The sequence below is a fragment of the Nocardia sp. NBC_01503 genome, from assembly GCF_036327755.1.
Taxonomy (GTDB): Bacteria; Actinomycetota; Actinomycetes; order Mycobacteriales; family Mycobacteriaceae; genus Nocardia.
Window position 1 is genome coordinate 7959599 of record NZ_CP109596.1, and the last position, 16534, is coordinate 7976132.

Annotated in this window: 17 protein-coding genes and 1 tRNA gene; 7 read left to right on the top strand and 11 right to left on the bottom strand. The window is 66.3% G+C overall.

Annotation, left to right across the window (positions count from 1 at the left end):
- Positions 1–42 precede the first annotated feature (42 nt).
- Complete coding sequence (locus OHB26_RS36765) at positions 43–1611, top strand: serine/threonine-protein kinase (protein ID WP_330181840.1); 1569 nt, start codon at positions 43–45, stop codon at positions 1609–1611.
- Positions 1612–1750: 139 nt separating this feature from the next.
- Here the strand turns inward: OHB26_RS36765 and OHB26_RS36770 are convergent, their stop codons facing one another.
- From OHB26_RS36770 to OHB26_RS36780, 3 genes are all read right to left on the bottom strand, one after another.
- Positions 1751–1915, bottom strand: coding sequence for a hypothetical protein (locus tag OHB26_RS36770; RefSeq protein WP_330181841.1), 165 nt, complete (start codon positions 1913–1915; stop codon positions 1751–1753).
- A complete protein-coding gene (locus OHB26_RS36775) occupies positions 1915–2799 on the bottom strand; it encodes an SPFH domain-containing protein (RefSeq protein WP_330181842.1) in 885 nt (294 codons plus the stop codon). The genes OHB26_RS36770 and OHB26_RS36775 overlap by 1 nt, the downstream gene beginning before the upstream one ends.
- 129 nt (positions 2800–2928) lie before the next feature.
- Positions 2929–4284, bottom strand: coding sequence for an FAD-binding oxidoreductase (locus OHB26_RS36780; RefSeq protein ID WP_330181843.1), 1356 nt, complete (start codon positions 4282–4284; stop codon positions 2929–2931).
- Positions 4285–4355: 71 nt separating this feature from the next.
- Between OHB26_RS36780 and OHB26_RS36785 the strand changes: the two genes are divergently transcribed.
- The 3 genes from OHB26_RS36785 (at position 4356) to OHB26_RS36795 (ending at position 6666) form a co-directional block, all read left to right on the top strand.
- A complete protein-coding gene (locus tag OHB26_RS36785) occupies positions 4356–5279 on the top strand; it encodes a LysR family transcriptional regulator (RefSeq protein ID WP_330181844.1) in 924 nt (307 codons plus the stop codon).
- Positions 5280–5356: 77 nt separating this feature from the next.
- Positions 5357–5788, top strand: coding sequence for a helix-turn-helix domain-containing protein (locus tag OHB26_RS36790; RefSeq protein WP_330181845.1), 432 nt, complete (start codon positions 5357–5359; stop codon positions 5786–5788).
- A complete protein-coding gene (locus OHB26_RS36795; protein WP_330181846.1) occupies positions 5785–6666 on the top strand; it encodes an alpha/beta fold hydrolase in 882 nt (293 codons plus the stop codon). Before OHB26_RS36790 ends, OHB26_RS36795 begins: the two co-directional genes overlap by 4 nt.
- A gap of 230 nt (positions 6667–6896) precedes the next feature.
- Here the strand turns inward: OHB26_RS36795 and OHB26_RS36800 are convergent, their stop codons facing one another.
- The 4 genes from OHB26_RS36800 to OHB26_RS36815 all read right to left on the bottom strand — a co-directional run bounded on the left by OHB26_RS36800 (position 6897) and on the right by OHB26_RS36815 (position 10805).
- A complete protein-coding gene (locus OHB26_RS36800) occupies positions 6897–7655 on the bottom strand; it encodes an amino acid ABC transporter ATP-binding protein (RefSeq protein ID WP_442942803.1) in 759 nt (252 codons plus the stop codon).
- 35 nt (positions 7656–7690) lie between these two features.
- Entirely contained in the window at positions 7691–8647 is a 957-nt protein-coding gene (locus tag OHB26_RS36805) for an amino acid ABC transporter permease (RefSeq protein ID WP_330181847.1), read from the bottom strand.
- A gap of 9 nt (positions 8648–8656) precedes the next feature.
- Positions 8657–9565: an ABC transporter substrate-binding protein gene (locus OHB26_RS36810; RefSeq protein ID WP_330181848.1), complete on the bottom strand. Its 909-nt coding sequence runs from the start codon at positions 9563–9565 to the stop codon at positions 8657–8659.
- Positions 9566–9719: 154 nt separating this feature from the next.
- Positions 9720–10805: an isocitrate/isopropylmalate dehydrogenase family protein gene (locus OHB26_RS36815; RefSeq protein WP_330181849.1), complete on the bottom strand. Its 1086-nt coding sequence runs from the start codon at positions 10803–10805 to the stop codon at positions 9720–9722.
- 130 nt (positions 10806–10935) lie between these two features.
- Here OHB26_RS36815 and trxA point away from each other — a divergent pair, with 130 nt between their 5' ends.
- On the top strand, positions 10936–11304 hold the full coding sequence (gene trxA / locus OHB26_RS36820; protein WP_330181850.1) for a thioredoxin: 369 nt from the start codon (positions 10936–10938) through the stop codon (positions 11302–11304).
- A gap of 92 nt (positions 11305–11396) precedes the next feature.
- Here trxA and OHB26_RS36825 read toward each other — a convergent pair whose 3' ends face one another.
- Positions 11397–11819, bottom strand: a complete 423-nt coding sequence (locus OHB26_RS36825) for a 2-keto-3-deoxygluconate kinase (RefSeq protein ID WP_330181851.1) — start codon at positions 11817–11819, stop codon at positions 11397–11399.
- A 96-nt stretch (positions 11820–11915) separates the two neighbouring features.
- Positions 11916–12047 (bottom strand): hypothetical protein, encoded by a 132-nt coding sequence (locus tag OHB26_RS36830; RefSeq protein WP_281180216.1) that lies wholly within the window; start codon positions 12045–12047, stop codon positions 11916–11918.
- 244 nt (positions 12048–12291) lie between these two features.
- Here OHB26_RS36830 and OHB26_RS36835 point away from each other — a divergent pair, with 244 nt between their 5' ends.
- Complete coding sequence (locus tag OHB26_RS36835) at positions 12292–12624, top strand: four-helix bundle copper-binding protein (protein WP_330181852.1); 333 nt, start codon at positions 12292–12294, stop codon at positions 12622–12624.
- A gap of 170 nt (positions 12625–12794) precedes the next feature.
- Here the strand turns inward: OHB26_RS36835 and polA are convergent, their stop codons facing one another.
- A complete protein-coding gene (gene polA / locus OHB26_RS36840) occupies positions 12795–15533 on the bottom strand; it encodes a DNA polymerase I (protein ID WP_330181853.1) in 2739 nt (912 codons plus the stop codon).
- 161 nt (positions 15534–15694) lie between these two features.
- Here polA and OHB26_RS36845 point away from each other — a divergent pair.
- A tRNA-Trp gene (locus OHB26_RS36845) sits at positions 15695–15767 on the top strand.
- Between the two features lie 60 nt (positions 15768–15827).
- On the opposite strand, the gene OHB26_RS36850 is transcribed toward OHB26_RS36845, so the two are convergent.
- Positions 15828–16523, bottom strand: coding sequence for an ABC transporter ATP-binding protein (locus OHB26_RS36850; protein WP_330185897.1), 696 nt, complete (start codon positions 16521–16523; stop codon positions 15828–15830).
- Positions 16524–16534: the final 11 nt, after the last annotated feature.

The window sequence follows — 16534 nt, forward strand, 5'->3', positions numbered from 1 at the left end:
GCGGGACTGCCGTGCCGGGCTCGGTTGTGGTAGGCGTACCGGGTGGAGGAAAGTCCGTTCGGCCGCTATCGACTCCTCGGGCTGCTCGGCGAAGGGGGGATGGGGCGGGTCTACCGCGCCTTCGATATCGAGACCGAGCGGGTGGTGGCGCTCAAGGTGCTGCCACCGCAGTTCGCGCATGATCCGGTGTACCGGGAGCGGTTTCGGCGCGAGGCACAGGCGGCGGCGCGACTGACCGAACCGCACATCATCCCGATCCACGGCTACGGGGAGATCGACGGGCGACTGTTCCTGGATATGCGCCTGGTCGAGGGGATCGATCTGGCGACGGTGCTCAGCGATGCGGGGCGGCTCGCACCCATGCGAGCCGTCGACACCCTCTCCCAGATCGCCGCCGCACTCGATGCCGCGCATCGCGCCGGGCTGGTGCATCGGGATGTGAAGCCCTCCAACATCCTCACCACCGCGGACGGGTTCGCGTACCTGATCGATTTCGGAATCGCCCGGGGCGAGAACGACTCCGAGCTCACCACCATGGGCGCGGCCATCGGCACCTTCGCCTATATGGCCCCCGAACGGCTCGCCAACGACGACTACGACGGCCGCGCGGACGTCTACTCCCTCGCCTGCGTGCTCTACGAATGCCTGGCGGGCTCGAAACCGTTCCCGGGCAACAGCGTCGAACGCCAGATAGCCGCCCACCTGTCCGCGCCGCCACCCAGGCCCTCGGTGAGCGGCCCCGGAATCGCCACCGACTTCGACGCGGTCATCGCGCGCGGTATGGCCAAGAATCCGGCCGACCGATACCCGACCGCGGGCGCACTGGCCGAGGCGGCGCGAATTGCGCAACGCAGCCGACTCCGGGAGGCCGGGCACGGGCCGGGGACGCCGCTTCCGCCCACCTCGAATCCGTCGGGGCACCCCGCGCCAGGGTTCGACGCGGAGGGGCCGGATACCGCTGTCACGCAGTTCAATCCACTGCACCCGCCACGGGTCGGGCCGCACACCACACCCGCCGCGACCGCGGACACCCACGTGGTGCGCCCGGCGACCCCCGACCCCGCGAAACGCTCACTGAGCGCCCTGATGTGGGCCGCCTCCGCCATGATCCTGATCGTCGCGATCGGCGTGGTCGCGGTCCCGCTCATCCGCCACGGCTCGACCGAATCGAACTCCGCGACCGCCCCCCAGGCCACCACCATGGTCCCCACGAGTCCGGTGCGCACCGGCTCTCCCGCCCCCAGCACGGGCCCGCTGACCCGGGCGAGCCCGTTGATCACCCCGCCCCCGACCGATACCGCGAGCGCCCTGGCCAATTTCGTCCAGGAACATTACGCGCTGCTGCCGCGCAATCCGGCGGCCGCCTGGGCACGCCTGACCCCGCGCTACCAGGGCTATATCGGCGGCTACGACACCTACCGATCCTTCTGGGGCACAGTCGATTCCGTCACCATAGGGAATGTGGCCGCGGATCCGGTCGCACTGACGGTCACCTACCGTCTGTCCTTCCGGTACAACAACGGCACACCGATCACCTCCGAACAGCGCCGCGCCCAACTGGTGCGCAATGGCGACACATTCCTGATCGACAGCGCCGAACCGATTTCCTGACCGCCGTTCCGCCGGTCACCGGCGGCCGGTTCACCCACCGGTCGGCTGGAAGCCGGTCGCGCCGAAAGGAGATCGGCACCGGCCGCACGACCGGCGAAGCGCCCCGCCGCATGATGAGTGCGACGGGGCGTCCGATTCCCTATTTCGGTTCTCGCCCAGCGTTTTTCAGGGCGATTCGCAGGGCGTACTCGATTTGGGCGTTGATGCTGCGGAGATCGTCGGCGGCCCATTTGGCGATGGCGTCGTGGACGCCGGGGTCGAGGCGGAGCAGGACCCGTTTGGGCTCGCGTTTGGGCGCCGGCATCAGTTGTAGAGGGTGCCGGTGTTCACGACGGGCTGGGCGGCGCGGTCGCCGCAGAGCACGACCAGAAGGTTGGAGACCATCGCCGCTTTGCGCTCCTCGTCGAGTTCGACCATGCCCTCGGCCGCGAGGCGCTCCAGGGCCAGGCCGACCATGCCGACCGCGCCCTCCACGATACGGGTGCGGGCGGCCACGATCTGCGAGGCCTGCTGGCGCACCAGCATGGACTGGGCGATCTCGGGGGCGTAGGCCAGGTGCGTGATGCGGGCCTCGATGACCTCGATCCCGGCGAGGTCGGTGCGTTCGCGCAGTTCGGTGGTGAGTTCCTCGGCGACGGTGCTGCCATCGCGCAGGCTGGTGCGAGTGGTGTCGTCATGCGCGTCGTACGGGTGGGTGGTGGCCAGATGCCGTACGGCCGCCTCGGACTGGGTCTCCACGTACTGTTCGTAGTCGTCGACGGCGAAGGCGGCCTTGTAGCTGTCGACCACGCGATAGACGACGACCGCGGCGATCTCGACCGGATTGCCGTCGGCCTCGTTGACCTTCAGCTTCTGGGTCTCGAAGTTCCGGACCCGCAGCGAGATATTGCGGCGGCTGCTGAACGGGGTGGCCCAGTGGAATCCGGCCTCGCTCACCGAGCCGATGTAGCGGCCGAAGAACTGAACCACCTTGGCCTGGTTGGGATTCACCACCACGAACCCGGTGAGTACCACCACGGCCGCGATGACGGCCACGATCAGCAGCGCCACCCCACCCGGGGACGCGCCCTCATGACCGTTCTGCGCATTGCCGATGATGCCGATCGCCACCGCGACCAGAACCCCGAGCAATACCAACACCCCCAGCATCAAAAACCCGTTCACGCGGAACGCCCGGCGCATCTCCATGACACTCTCCTAGTATCGAAGTGATATCACGACGATAGCGCGCGAAGGGGCCGCCGCCAAGACATTTCCACCGGCGGACAGCACGGCGGCCCGTGATCGACGTGATCACGGGCCGCCGGGTCCGCACCCTCAGCGCGGCGCGATATTGCGGTTGAAGCGGAACATGTTCTGCGCGTCGTACTCGGACTTGAGCGCGGTCAGCCGCGCATAGGTCGCGTCCGAATAGGCCGCGCGAGTCTGCTCGGCCTGTTCCCCGCCGCCGTAGAGGAAGTTCAGATTCCGGCCGATGGTCCAGGGCTCCACCGTCTTTCGAATACGCTCCAGCCCCGCGGCCACCGCCCGATCATCGGAGCCCGGCAACGCGATCGCCCGGGCGACATACTCGGCCGCACGGTGATCCACGGCGCTGGCGACCGGACCGGGACGGCGCAGCGCACCGCCCATATGCCGGAATCCGGCGACGACCGACAGAGCCGATCCCGGACCGGTGGCCTCCAGGAAGGCGTCGGTGGCATCGGCGGGCAGCTCCGAGAGCAGGGCGTTGGTGCCGGTGTACGGATGCGGGTGCGGCGGATCACTGTGGATCGCATGGGAATCGGTGTACGACATAACCCTCAGGTTGTCGGTGAAACGTTCGCCGATCGCGCGCAGCGGCGCTACCAGGCGCTCACCCTCGGCCGCCGATCCGGTGTAGGCCAGGGCCACCGTGGCCAGGTAGCGCCCGCGCAGCTGCGGCGGCACCTGCGGGATATCGGGTGCGGCCATCATGGTGATGGCGGAGGTGAGCTGTTCGGGCAGATCGGTGGTCCACAGCCGCCAAGCCTCCAGGGCCTGCGGCACCAGCGCGGCATCGAATTGCAGCTGGCCACCGTAAACCGTTGTGACCGGCACCAATTCGAGCTCCAGCGCGGTCACCACGCCGAAGTTCCCGACGGTGCCGAGCACCGCGCCGAAGAGTTCGTCACCGGACTCCAGACGGCGCAGGCGACCGTCCGCGGTGACCAGTTCGATGGCGCGCACATGGTCTGCGGCATAACCGAATTCGCGGGCCAGCAGGCCGATGCCACCGCCGAGGGTGTAGCCCACGACACCGACGGAATTCGAGGAGCCGTTCAGCGGGGCCAGGCCGTGCGCCGCGGCCGCCTCGATCAGCTGACCGGCCCGCACCCCGGCCGCGACGCGGGCGGTGCGGGTGGCGGCATCTATCCGGATATCGGTCAGCTGCCGGGTGTTGATGAGAACTCCCCCGTCGGCGGGCACCGACAGGCCGTGTCCGGTGGCCTGCACGGCGACCGGAAGTCCGTGCCGGGCGGCGTACTCCACGGCGGCGCGGACATCCTCGGCGTGCGCGGCGGTGACGACGATCGCGGGGCGATGGGTGTACGCGGTCTGGAATCCGGCGATCTCGGCGTCGTAGCCGCTGTCGCCCGGCTGCCGGACCGCACCGGTGGTGGCGGGCAGTTCGATATTCGCGTTCTTCGTCATGGCTTCGACTCTGCCCCCGACGGATTGAGAACTCCAACAGATAGTTTTTCTTATAGCTAGAATCAACGGTTATGGAACTCCGTCAGCTGCGCTACTTCGTCACCGTCGCAGAGGAGGCCAACTTCACCCGCGCCGCGGCCCGCCTGCACCTGGCCCAGCCGGGTTTGAGCGCGCAGATCCGGCAGCTGGAACGCGAACTGGGACAACAACTTCTGGATCGCTCCACGCGTTCGGTCAGCCTCACCCCGGTGGGTGCGGCGGTGCTGCCGCACGCCAGGGCCGCACTGGAGGCCGCCGAGCGGATCAGCCACACCGTCGACGAGTTCACCGGACTACTGCGCGGGCATGTGCGTGTCGGCATGATCTCCGGCGCCGCCAATGACGAGGTCGACTTCGCGCGGGTGCTGGCCGAATACCATCGCGATCATCCGCAGATCGCCATCTCGCTCACCGAGGACACCTCGGAGAACATGTACGCGGCACTGCGGCACGGCGAACTCGATATCGCGCTACTCGGACTCACCGGTGACGACCTCGATCCGGAGGTCGCACTGGAGACGGTCTTCGATTCGGTCATTGTCGCGGCGGTGGCGGCCGATGCCACCGGATTCGGTGATCGCATCACCCTCGCCGAGTTGTGCGAGCACCAGCTCATCTGCCTGCCGCGCGGTACCGGCATTCGCGGATCGCTCGAAAACGCTTGCACGGCAGCCGGATTGACTCCACAGGTGGCATTCGAGGGTGCCGCGCCACCCCTGCTGCTGCGACTGGCCCGGTATGGACTCGGCGTGGCGGTGGTACCGCCGTTGCGGGCGGCGGATGCGGCCGCGCTCGGGGTGCGCATGGTCGATATCGATCCCCCGATTCGCGGACGACTGGCCCTGGCATGGAACCGGGATCGCCAGCTGAGCCCGGCCGCGAAGGTACTGCTGGGACAGGTCCGGATCGCCATGGGCGGCTGGAAGGGTGAGGAGACCATCTTCGTAGAGCGATAGCGCACCACCTTACATACCCAATACTTCCCTAACCTTCCCTATTGAAATGTCAGATAGGGAAGGTTAGAGTATTTCACGTGAACGATCGCCTGTACTCCGCGGAGGAAGTCGCCGAACGCCTCGGCCTACACGTGCGCACCGTGCGCGGCTATGTCCGCGAGGGCAAGCTCCCCGCGGTGCGCATCGGTAAGCAGTACCGCATCGCGCACGCGGATCTGGAAGCCTTCACCGGCCGACCTGTTCCGGATGCGTTGCGCGAGAGCGTCTCTCGCGAGCGCCATGCCGAGGTGTCGAGCATTGTCGAGGTCGACGCAGTGGACCGAGCGACGGTCGATCGAATGTCCACCCTGCTCACGGGGGCTACCGGCAACCGGCAGGCCGGTGACGAACCACTGCGGTTCCAGACCTTCTACGACGCCGAACGCGCCCGGCTCAAGATCATCATCGTGGGCGGCCTGGGTGAGACGGCCCGGCTGCTCGAATACCTGGAAGGGGTGCTCACCTCATGAGCACGACAGACACCACCCGACCCATCGCATCCATCTACAAATCCGCCGCCGGTGCCGCCGCCATCGCGGAACAGTATCGAGAGGTATTGCGCACCTGGCCGATTCCGTCGGAGCGACTGCTGGTGCCGACCCGCGAGGGCGACACCTTCGTCATCGCCAGCGGACCGCGCGAGGCACCGCCGCTGGTGCTGCTACACGGGTCCGGCGCCAACTCGGGCATGTGGCGAGGCGATATCGCCTCCTGGGCAAAGGAATTCCGGGTGTATGGCGTCGATATGGTCGGCGAGCCCGGCGGCAGCGCACCATCACGCCCGGTATTGGGGTCCGAGGCGGTCGCGCTCTGGCTCGACGACGTGCTTGCGGGCCTGGGTGTTTCGAGCACCGCCATCGCCGCGATCTCACTCGGCGGGTGGACCGCGCTGGATTACGCCATCCGCCGCCCCGAGCGCGTCACCCAACTGGCACTGCTGTGCCCCGGCGGTGTCGGCAAGCAGCGCTATGGCTGGATATTGAGGGCCATCGTCCCCCGCCTGTTCGACCGCCACGACCCGCACAGCTCGGCGCGCACGGTCACCGGCCTCGAGGGTGCGCACCTGGATGCGGTGGTGGATGAGATCGTACTCACCTTCACCCACTTCAATCCGCGCCGGGAACGGCTGCCGCCCTTCACCGATGCGCAATTGCGCGGCCTCAACATGCCGGTCCTGGCCGTCGCCGGCGATCGGGACGTCATGTTCGACTCGGCCGAAACCGCCCGCCGCATAACCCGTTCCGTTCCCGATGCCACGGTTCGAGTCCTGCCCGGCGTAGGTCACGCCATCCTCGGTCAGACCGATCTGGTGCTGGACTTCCTGCTCGAACACCTCGGCCGGAGCTGACCGCGGCGACCGGCCGCTTCGATGCCACGGCGAAACGCCGCCACGCCGCACGACGCCACGCCGGAATCCCGCACTTCCAAGTGGATCTGCCACCGGCCGCCCGCCCCGCGATCTCTGGAATGGGCCACCCGACCACGCGGACGAATTCCGCTGCACGAACCCGTCATCCCCTCCGTACGCACCAGCCCCCGCGCCGAAGCTCGGAGCGGGGGCTGAAAGGCGTTGTCTCGCTACAGGATGCGAGACAGGAATGCCTTGGTGCGGTCATGCTGCGGGTTGGCCAGCACCTCGCGGGGGTTGCCCGCCTCGACGACCACGCCGGCGTCCATGAAGACCAGCTGATCGGCGACCTCGCGGGCGAAGCCCATTTCGTGCGTCACCACGATCATCGTCATACCGTCGGCCGCCAGTTCGCGCATGACGCCCAGCACCTCACCGACGAGCTCCGGATCGAGCGCCGAGGTGGGCTCGTCGAAGAGCATCAGTTTGGGATCCATGGCCAGTGCGCGGGCGATGGCGACACGCTGCTGCTGACCGCCCGACAACTGCGCCGGATACGAATCGGCCTTGTCCGCCAGGCCGACTCGATCCAGCAGCGTGCGGGCGCGAGCGATCGCATCAGCCTTCTTGAGCTTCTTCACCTGGGTGGGTGCCTCGATGACATTCTCTAGCACCGTGCGATGCGGGAAGAGGTTGAAATGCTGGAACACCATGCCGATATCGCGGCGCTGGCGGGCCGCGTCGCGCGGAGGCATCTCGTAGAGTTTGCCGGCCTTCTCGCGGTAGCCGACGAGATCGCCGTCCACATACAGCCTTCCGGCGTTCACAACCTCCAGATGGTTGATGCAGCGCAGGAAAGTGGATTTGCCGGAGCCGGACGGCCCGATGAGGCACATCACCTCACCGCGCTTCACCTCCAGCGAAATCCCTTTCAGCACATTGAGAGCGCCGAAGTTCTTGCATACCCGGTCGGCACGCACCATCGGCATCGAAGAATCACTGATACTCGAAGAATCGTTGGTACTCAATGCCCTTCCACCCCCGAACGCTGCTGCACAGCCGCCAATGCCCGCAACTGCTTACCGGTCAGCTTGCGCGAGGAACCGCGCGAGTAATACCGCTCCAGATAGAACTGGCCCACCATGAGCACACTGGTGACCGCGAGGTACCAGGTGGCCGCGACCAGCAGCAGCGGAATCGGCTGGAAGTTCACGCCGTAGATATCGCGCGCCCGGCCGTACAGGTCGGTGGTGAGCGGGATGGCGGTGACCAGCGAGGTGGTCTTGAGCATGGAGATCAGCTCATTGCCGGTGGGCGGGATGATGACGCGCATGGCCTGCGGCAGCACCGTGCGGGTCATGGTCTGCGACCACGACATGCCCAGCGCCGTCGACGCCTCACGTTGTCCGTCGTCCACGGAATTGATTCCGGCACGGACGATTTCGGCCATGTACGCGGCCTCGTTCAATCCCAGGCCGATCATGGCGAAGAAGAACGGCGCGGACCAGTGCTGTACATCGAAGTGCGCGAACGAGGGCCCGAACGGCACGCCGACGGTGATCGTCTTGTACAGCGACGGGAACAGGCCCCAGAACACCAACTGCACGTATACGGGGGTGCCGCGGAAGATCCACAGGTACGCCCACGCCACCGAGCGCAGCACCGGATTCGGCGAGAGCCGCATGACCGCCAGCAGCACGCCGAGCAGCACGCCGATGGCCATGGCCAGCACCGTCAGCTCGAGGGTGATCAGCGCGCCCTGGGCGATCTTCCTGTCCAGCAGGTATTTACCGTAGGTGTCCCAGTGATAGGCCGGGTTCGTCTTGGCCCCGTAGAGGAACAGTGCCACCAGTGCCAGCAGCACCGTCGCGGCGATCCACCGGCCCGGCCGACGCAGCGGAATCGCTTTGATCGGCTCGGGCTCGGTGGATTTCGCGACCGTCACAGCCGAGGCTGCGGAATTGGTCTCGTCCTGTGACATGGCGGTTTATCAGCCCTGCGCTCCGTTGATGACCGACTTGGCGATCACACCGTCCTGCACGCCCCAGTTCTCGGCGATCTTCTTGTACTGACCGTTGTCGATCAGGTACTGCACGGCCTCCTGCAGCACCGGGCCCAGCGCGGAACCCTTCTTGACCGGCCAGCCGTACGGCGCGGAGTCGAACATGGCGCCCGAGGGCTCGATGGTGTCCTGGTTCTGCTTGATCGCGTACGCGGTCACCGGCGAGTCGGCGGACATGGCGTCGACCTGACCGTTGACCAGTGCGGTGGCCGCGGCGCTCTGCTCGTCGTAGGCGACCTTGGTGATCTCCGGCTTACCGGCGGCGACGCAGGCCGCGCTCTTGGCCGGAATCTCGTCGGTGTCCTGAACGGTGGTGCGCTGCACCGCGACTCGCTTACCGCAGGCATTGTTCGGGTCGACCGTCTTCCCCTTCTGCTGGGCCCACTGGCTGCCCGCGGTGAAGTAGGTGACGAAGTCGGCGGTCTTCTCGCGCTCCTTGTTATCGGTGAACGAGGACATGCCGAGGTTGTAGGTACCGGCCTCGATACCCGGGATGATCTTCTCGAAATCGGCTTCCTTGTAATCGGCCGTCAGACCGAGCACCTTGGCCACCGCGTCCATCAGGTCCACGTCGTAGCCGACGATCTTGCCGGTGCCCGGATCCTTGTACTCGTTCGGCGAGTAGGGGGTGTTCACGCCGACCAGCAGCTTGCCCGCGCTCTTGATATCCGCGGGCACCTTGGCGGCGATGGTGTCGACCTTGGCCACATCCACCTTGGCCACATCGGGCGCGTTGGAATCCGAGTTGCTGGTACACGCGGTCAGCACCAGGGCGCCACCCGCGACTACGCAGGCGGCCCGCAGGGCACGCCCGCGGAGAGAGTTACGAACAGACACAGCAGTCCTCCACAGTTCGGTCACGCGACATCCGGACGTCGCCCGCCGTTTTGAAATGTAGGCGAGTCGTACATTCCATGCCGGTCGGTAACCGAACATTAATCGGCGACACGCCGCAGCGTGGCCGATACACGCCCGGTTCCGGAAGTGCGCTTCACCAGCGGTGCAGCCGGGCGCGCACCTGCTCGGTGAATTCGGTGGTAGATGCTAACCCACCCAAATCGGATGTGGCGACTCCGGCCCGCAACGTCTCGGCTACCCCATGTTCAATCCGCTCGGCCACCCGTCGCAGCGCACTGTGTGAATAACGGGTCGCCAGCCAGCGCAGCAGCAGCGCGGCGGAGAGCATGAGCGCCACCGGATTCGCGCGATTGTGCCCGGTGAGGGTGGGCGCGGCACCGTGTACGGCCTGCGCCATGGCCTGGTCATCCGAGCAGTTCAACGAGGGCGCCAGACCCAGCGAACCACTCAGCTCACCGGCCAGGTCCGAGAGGATGTCACCGAAGAGGTTCTCGGTGACGATCACGTCGTAATCCCCCGGCGCGCGCACCAGATGTGCCGCCGCGGCATCGACGTGCTCATCGTTCACCTCGATATCCGGATACTCCGTGGCGATCTCGTAGCACACGTCCCGGAACAGGCCCATGGTCACCGGCAGCACATTCGCCTTGTGCACGATGGTGACCCGCTTGCGCCGATTACTCGCGCCATCGAAGCCCAGCCGTGCGACACGCTCGATGGCCGAACGGGTGAACACGCCGATGGCCATGGCCATATCGGCGGTCGGCCGGAACTCGCCGGAGCCGGTGAACATATTGCGATCGGCGTACAGGCCCTCGCTGTTCTCCCGCACGATGATCAGATCCATCTCCGGCGCGACCGAGCGCACACCCTCGATGGTGCGCGACGGGCGCAGGTTTCCGTACAGACCGAAGCGTTTGCGCACCGCACCGGCGGGCGGCAGGCCGAGGCGATGCTCGGCGGCGTACGACGCATTGTCGTGCGGGCCCATGATCCAGCCCTCCAGACCCTCCAGGGTCTTCAGCGTCGACTCGGGCATGGGATCACCGAACTCCGCGATCGCGGTGTGACCGATGGGCAACGGCACCCACTCCACCGCGGTCAGACCGACCACCTCGAAGGCATCGTCCACCACATCGCGGGTCGCCCGCACGATCTCCGGGCCGATGCCGTCACCCTCGATCAGGCCCAGCCGGAGCCGAGTCTCGCTGTCGCTCATGGCAGTCATCCTCGCGCAAACACCACGGCGACCATGCGGCGGCACGCGGTTGGCGACTACCGTAGTGGGTAAAGGGAAGAGAACGCGACGGCCCGGTGTTGGACCGGGAAAATCGACATGAGAGGACGTCATGGCCACCCAGACACTGACCGAGCAGAACTTCGATGACATCGTCACCAAGAGCGACGTGGTTCTCGTCGACTTCTGGGCTGCGTGGTGCGGTCCGTGCCGTTCGTTCGCCCCCACCTTCGAGGCGTCCTCGGAGAAGCATCCCGATGTGGTGCACGGCAAGGTCGACACCGAGGCCGAGCAGGGGCTGGCCGCCGCCGCGAATATCCGGTCGATTCCGACCATCATGGCTTTCCGCGAGGGTGTGCTGGTGTTCGCACAGCCCGGTGCGCTGCCGCCCGCCGCGCTAGAGGATCTCATCGGGCAGGTGAAGGAGCTCGATATGGACGAGGTCCGCAAGCAGCTCGCCGAGCAGCAGACCAAGGCTTGATCTTCGGCTCACTTGCCGAAAAGCACTGCCACCGCCGATGATTCACGCATCGAATGCGCCGCAACCCATCGAATGGGTTGCGGCGCATTCGTTTACGCGAAGGTGTTGATACCGGCGATCATGGCGCGGACGGTGGACTCCGCACTGTCGTCGGCGAGGGCCGCACCCCAGCCGCGTCGGCCGTTGAACTCGCACTGCACGAAGGTGGCGGTGCCGGATTCGGTGCGGCGCTGATGGAACTGCAGGATCTCGACCGGATAGCCCTCGTCGTACAGCGCCGAGGTGAGCGCCGCGACCGGGCTCCCCGACGCCGTGACGGTGCGCAGGTGATCCGCGAACTCCAGGGTCGCGGTGAAATCCGCGGCACAGAGGTGAGTCCATTCGCCGAGTTTGATCGCACCCGCGTCGCGGCAGTAGCGATCGTGGAACTCGGCGGGGCTCAAACCGGCGCTCTCGGCCCGCAGGCTCGCGGGGGCAGCGGCAATGAACGCGTGTGTATCGATTGTGAGTGTCATTGAACTAGGTCTTCCCGACTTCTTCTCAGAAATTGGCAGAGGGGACCAGCACAAAAAAAAGTTCCAAACGGCCGCAGCGAGGGGGCCGGTCCGAATTCAGACCCCGCTACGGCGGAGTACTACGAGTACGCGCTCGACAGCCACCGTCGCGGTGAGCGGAACAATCGCGGCGCGGTCGCGGTCGGCGACTTCGAGCGCAGCGTTGCGGCTGTTGAGGGGATTCGGCACGGCACCGAGCATAGGGGCAGACCCACGCAATGGCAACCATATTCGCATTCGACCCACGGGTAACTTTGTCGCAGGTCATCCGGTGTGTGGTGTGGGCCATACCGCCTAGCCTCGGCGAGCACGGCAACCAGCCTCGTGTGGCACGACATCCATGGTTCCGGGCGCGGGCAACAGCGGATGTCACAATGGGCAAACCTTGCCGGACGCTCGCTCCAATCCTCCGTGAACACCCGGGAGCCATACGATGACCGATCCGAAGATCATGAGCACCATCAATCATTTGTTCGGCTGTCACCGCACCTGCGTCAGGCAAACCGGGGAATCCCTGGATTTGAGTGGGGCCCACGCGGCGCGCGCGCATATCGCGCAATTGATGGACTGCGCGGCCATCTGCCGGCTCACCGCGGACATCCTGGATCGGCGCTCGCCGTGGGCGCTGGCGCTGTGCGAGCTGACCGCCCAGGTGTGCACCGCGACAGCCGAGAGCTGTGAGCAGCTCGACGAGAAGATCTGCGCCCGCACCTGTCGTGAAACCGCTGAAGTACTAACGGTTCTCGCCGAACAACTCCGCGGCTAACCCGGAATGTGCGGCCGCTTGCCCCCTGTCGGCCGCGGCGCAACCCCGTCGTCATCTCGGCGCGTTTTTGGCCGGGATCCACGTTGATCGGCGGAGTACCGCCGGGTGTGGATCCCGGCCAAAAGCATGCCGGGGATGACGGGGGATGGTGAGCCGAGTCGGCCCAACGGTTAGTGGGCCGCGGAGTCCCAGCTGCGGCCCACGCCGACGGAGACCTCGAGCGGGACCGAGAGCTCGATGGCGTTCGACATGTGTTCGCGGGCAAGGGCTTCGAGTTCCTCGCGTTCGCCGGAGGCCACTTCGAAGATGAGTTCGTCGTGGACCTGCAGGAGCATGCGGGATTTCAGGCCCGCGGCGGCGATGGCGCGCTGGGTGTCGATCATGGCGACCTTGATGATGTCGGCGGCCGTGCCCTGGATGGGTGCGTTCAGGGCCATGCGTTCGGCGGCCTCGCGGCGCTGACGGTTCGACGAGTCCAGATCCGGCAGATAGCGGCGGCGGCCGAAGAGCGTTTCGGTGTAGCCGGTCTTGCGGGCCAATTCGACTGCCTCGCGCAGGTATTCGCGAATCGCGCCGAACCGCTCGAAGTAGACGTCCATCTGCGCCTTCGCCTCTTCGGCGCTGATCTTCAGCTGCTGCGACAGACCGTAGGCCGACAGACCGTACGCCAGGCCGTAGGACATGGCCTTGATGCGGCGGCGCAGCTCCGGATCGACCTCGGTGATCGGGATGTCGAATGCCTTGGAGGCGACGAAATTGTGCAGATCCTCGCCGGAGTTGAAGGCTTCGATGAGGCCCTCGTCCTTGGAAAGGTGCGCCATGATGCGCATTTCGATCTGGCTGTAGTCCGCGGTCATGAGCGATTCGAAGCCGGGGCCGACCACGAAGGTGTCGCGAATACGGCGGCCCATATCGGTGCGGATCGGAATGTTCTGCAGATTCGGCTCGGTGGAGGACAGGCGTCCGGTCGCGGCGACCGTCTGATTGAAGGTGGTGTGAATCCGCCCGTCGTCGGCGACCGATTTGAGCAGGCCGTCGACAGTCACCTTGAGGCGGGTGGCGTCGCGGTGTTCCAGCAGGTGTTGCAGGAACGGGTGCTGGGTCTTCTCGTAAAGCCCTTCCAGCGCATCGGCATCGGTGGTGTAGCCGGTCTTGGTGCGCTTGGTCTTGGGCATATCGAGTTCGTCGAACAGCACCACCTGGAGCTGTTTGGGCGAGCCCAGGTTGATCTGCTTACCGATCACCCCGTAGGCGGCCTGCGCGGCCTCGGCGACGCGGTCGGCGAATTCGCCCTGCAACTCTTCCAGCTGCGCGGAGTCGACGGCGATTCCGGCGGCCTCCAGATCGGCGAGCACGCTCAGCAGCGGCAACTCCATATCGCCGAGCAGTGCGGTGGATTCGATGCGCTCGAGTTCGGCGTCGAAGGCGTCGGCGAGGTCGGAAACCGCTCGGGCGCGCAGCATTTCGCCCTTGGCGATCTCCTCGTCGACCTGATCCTCGTCATCGAGCAGGGACAGCTGGGTTTCGCCGCTGTCCTCCACGCGCAGTTCGCGGCTCAGGTAGCGCAGTGAGAGATCGTCGAGGTTGAAGGTGCGCTGGCCGGGGCGAACCAGGTAGGCGGCGATGGCGGTATCGCTGCTGAGCCCGCCGAGGGTCCAGCCGCGACCGCGCAGCGCGTGCATGGCGGATTTGGCCTCGTGCAGGGCTTTCGGGGTCTCCGGATCGGCGAGCCAGGCACCGAGCGCTGCTTCGTCCTCCGGGGTCAGGGTGTGTACGTCGAGGTAGCCGCCCTCACCGTCGGCGGCGGCCAGGGCGATGGCCTTCACGTCACCGTGCACCGGGGTGCCCACTCCGACCACCGAAACACCGTGCCGGACACCGGCTTTGGCATGCTCCGCCAGCCAGGCGGACAATGCGCCGGGTGCGATGGCCGCACCGCTGATCTCGAAGCCCGCCTCGGCTTCCGCCTCCACCGGGGCGAGGGTGTCGAAGAGCCGATCACGCAGCACCCGGAATTCGAGTTCGTCGAAGAGCCGGTGGATCTTGTCCCGATCCCAGGGCTGCATTCCCAGCTGATCCGGGGTGTACGGCAGCGGCACCTCCTTCACCATCTCGGTGAGCTGCCGGTTGAGGATCACGCTGGAGAGGTTGGCGCGCAAGGCATCTCCGACCTTGCCCTTGACCGTATCGACCTTGTCCACGAGTGCGTTCAGGTCACCGTATTCGCGAATCCACTTGGTGGCGGTCTTCTCCCCCACACCCGGAATGCCGGGCAGATTGTCGCTCGGGTCGCCGCGCAGCGCCGCGAAATCCGGGTACTGCGCCGGGGTGAGCCCGTACTTCTCCTCCACCGCCGCCGGGGTGAACCGGGTCAGCTCCGAAACACCCTTCTTCGGGTAGAGCACGGTGACGTTATCGCTCACCAACTGCAGCGAATCCCGGTCGCCGGTGACGATGAGCACCCGGAATCCCTGCGGTTCGGCCTGCGTGACGAGCGTGGCGATCACATCGTCGGCCTCGTATCCGTCGATGGCCATCACCGGAATACCCAGCGCCCCCAGCACTTCCTGGGTGGTCTCCACCTGCCCCCGGAACTCGTCCGGCGTGGTGGCCCGATTCGCCTTGTACTCCGGATACGCCTCGGTGCGGAAGGTCTTGCGGCTCACATCGAACGCCGCCGCCACATGCGTGGGCTTCTCATCCCGCAGCAGATTGATGAGCATGGCGGTGAACCCGTACACCGCATTGGTGGTCTGCCCACCCGCCGTCTTGAAGTTCTCCGCCGGCAGCGCGTAGAACGCGCGATAGGCCAGCGAATGCCCATCCAGCAACAGCAACGTGGGCTGCGCATCGGAGGTGCCGGGGACGGACACGGCGCTCGGCCGTTGATCGGTGGAGGCAGGGGTCACGCAGGAGAGTCTAGGGACGTGCACCGACACATGGGGGAAGCGGGCACTTTCGCCGCGTCCACCGGCCGACACCACCCGCCGTGCCCGCTCCGGCGGCGCGCCGGAAATCCGATTTCGCGTCGGCGGCTCGCCCTGATAATCTTGCCGCGCACAACACGCCAAGGGGCGTAGCTCAACTGGCAGAGCAGCGGTCTCCAAAACCGCAGGTTGCAGGTTCAAGTCCTGTCGCCCCTGCAATATTCGGGCCGGTCATCCAGCAGGATGACCGGCCCGAATGCTGTGTGGGGCAGGCGATCAGCCGACGCCGAGGTAGGCGGATTTGACCGCCGGGTCGTGCAGCAGGTCGCGGCCGTAACCGGTTTTGGTGACCTCACCGGTCTCCAGGATGTAGGCGCGGTCGCTTCGGGTGAGGGCCTGCTGGGCGTTCTGTTCGACCAACAGGACCGTGGTGCCCTGGGCGTTGATATCCGCGATGATCTGGAAGATCTGGCGGATGACCATGGGGGCCAAGCCCATTGACGGCTCATCCAGCAGCAGGAGCTTGGGACGGGCCATCAGGGAGCGGGCGATGGCGACCATCTGCTGTTCGCCACCGGACAGAGTGCCGCCCACCTGCTTCTGGCGTTCCTTGACCCTGGGGAAGAGCGTGAAGATCCACTCCAGGGTCTCGTTGTACTCGGCCTTGGTTTTGAATGGGCGCGAGTAGCAGCCCATATCGAGGTTCTCCTGGACTGTCATACCGGGGAAGACGCCGCGGCCTTCGGGAGCCTGGATGAGGCCGAGCCCGACACGGTCGTGCGCCTTCACACGGGTGATATCGCGACCCTCGAAGAGGATTCGGCCGCGGCTCAGTGGGAGCAGACCGGACAGGGCGCGCATGGTGGTGGTCTTGCCCGCACCGTTGGCGCCGAGCAGGGTCACCAGTTCACCGGGTGCGACCGAGAGTGAAATACCGTGCAGGGCTTGGATTCTGCCGTAGCTGACGACCATATCGTCGACCT

What these genes read in the sequence shown, in the direction of transcription:
- OHB26_RS36770 (WP_330181841.1), bottom strand. Translation starts at nt 1,915, where the DNA reads ATGCCGGCGCCCAAACGCGAGCCCAAACGGGTCCTGCTCCGCCTCGAC.
- OHB26_RS36775 (WP_330181842.1), bottom strand. Translation starts at nt 2,799, where the DNA reads ATGGAGATGCGCCGGGCGTTCCGCGTGAACGGGTTTTTGATGCTGGGG.
- OHB26_RS36780 (WP_330181843.1), bottom strand. Translation starts at nt 4,284, where the DNA reads ATGACGAAGAACGCGAATATCGAACTGCCCGCCACCACCGGTGCGGTC.
- OHB26_RS36785 (WP_330181844.1), top strand. Translation starts at nt 4,356, where the DNA reads ATGGAACTCCGTCAGCTGCGCTACTTCGTCACCGTCGCAGAGGAGGCC.
- OHB26_RS36795 (WP_330181846.1), top strand. Translation starts at nt 5,785, where the DNA reads ATGAGCACGACAGACACCACCCGACCCATCGCATCCATCTACAAATCC.
- OHB26_RS36800 (WP_442942803.1), bottom strand. Translation starts at nt 7,655, where the DNA reads ATGCCGATGGTGCGTGCCGACCGGGTATGCAAGAACTTCGGCGCTCTC.
- OHB26_RS36805 (WP_330181847.1), bottom strand. Translation starts at nt 8,647, where the DNA reads ATGTCACAGGACGAGACCAATTCCGCAGCCTCGGCTGTGACGGTCGCG.
- OHB26_RS36815 (WP_330181849.1), bottom strand. Translation starts at nt 10,805, where the DNA reads ATGAGCGACAGCGAGACTCGGCTCCGGCTGGGCCTGATCGAGGGTGAC.
- trxA (WP_330181850.1), top strand. Translation starts at nt 10,936, where the DNA reads ATGGCCACCCAGACACTGACCGAGCAGAACTTCGATGACATCGTCACC.
- OHB26_RS36825 (WP_330181851.1), bottom strand. Translation starts at nt 11,819, where the DNA reads ATGACACTCACAATCGATACACACGCGTTCATTGCCGCTGCCCCCGCG.
- OHB26_RS36835 (WP_330181852.1), top strand. Translation starts at nt 12,292, where the DNA reads ATGACCGATCCGAAGATCATGAGCACCATCAATCATTTGTTCGGCTGT.
- OHB26_RS36850 (WP_330185897.1), bottom strand. Translation starts at nt 16,523, where the DNA reads ATGGTCGTCAGCTACGGCAGAATCCAAGCCCTGCACGGTATTTCACTC.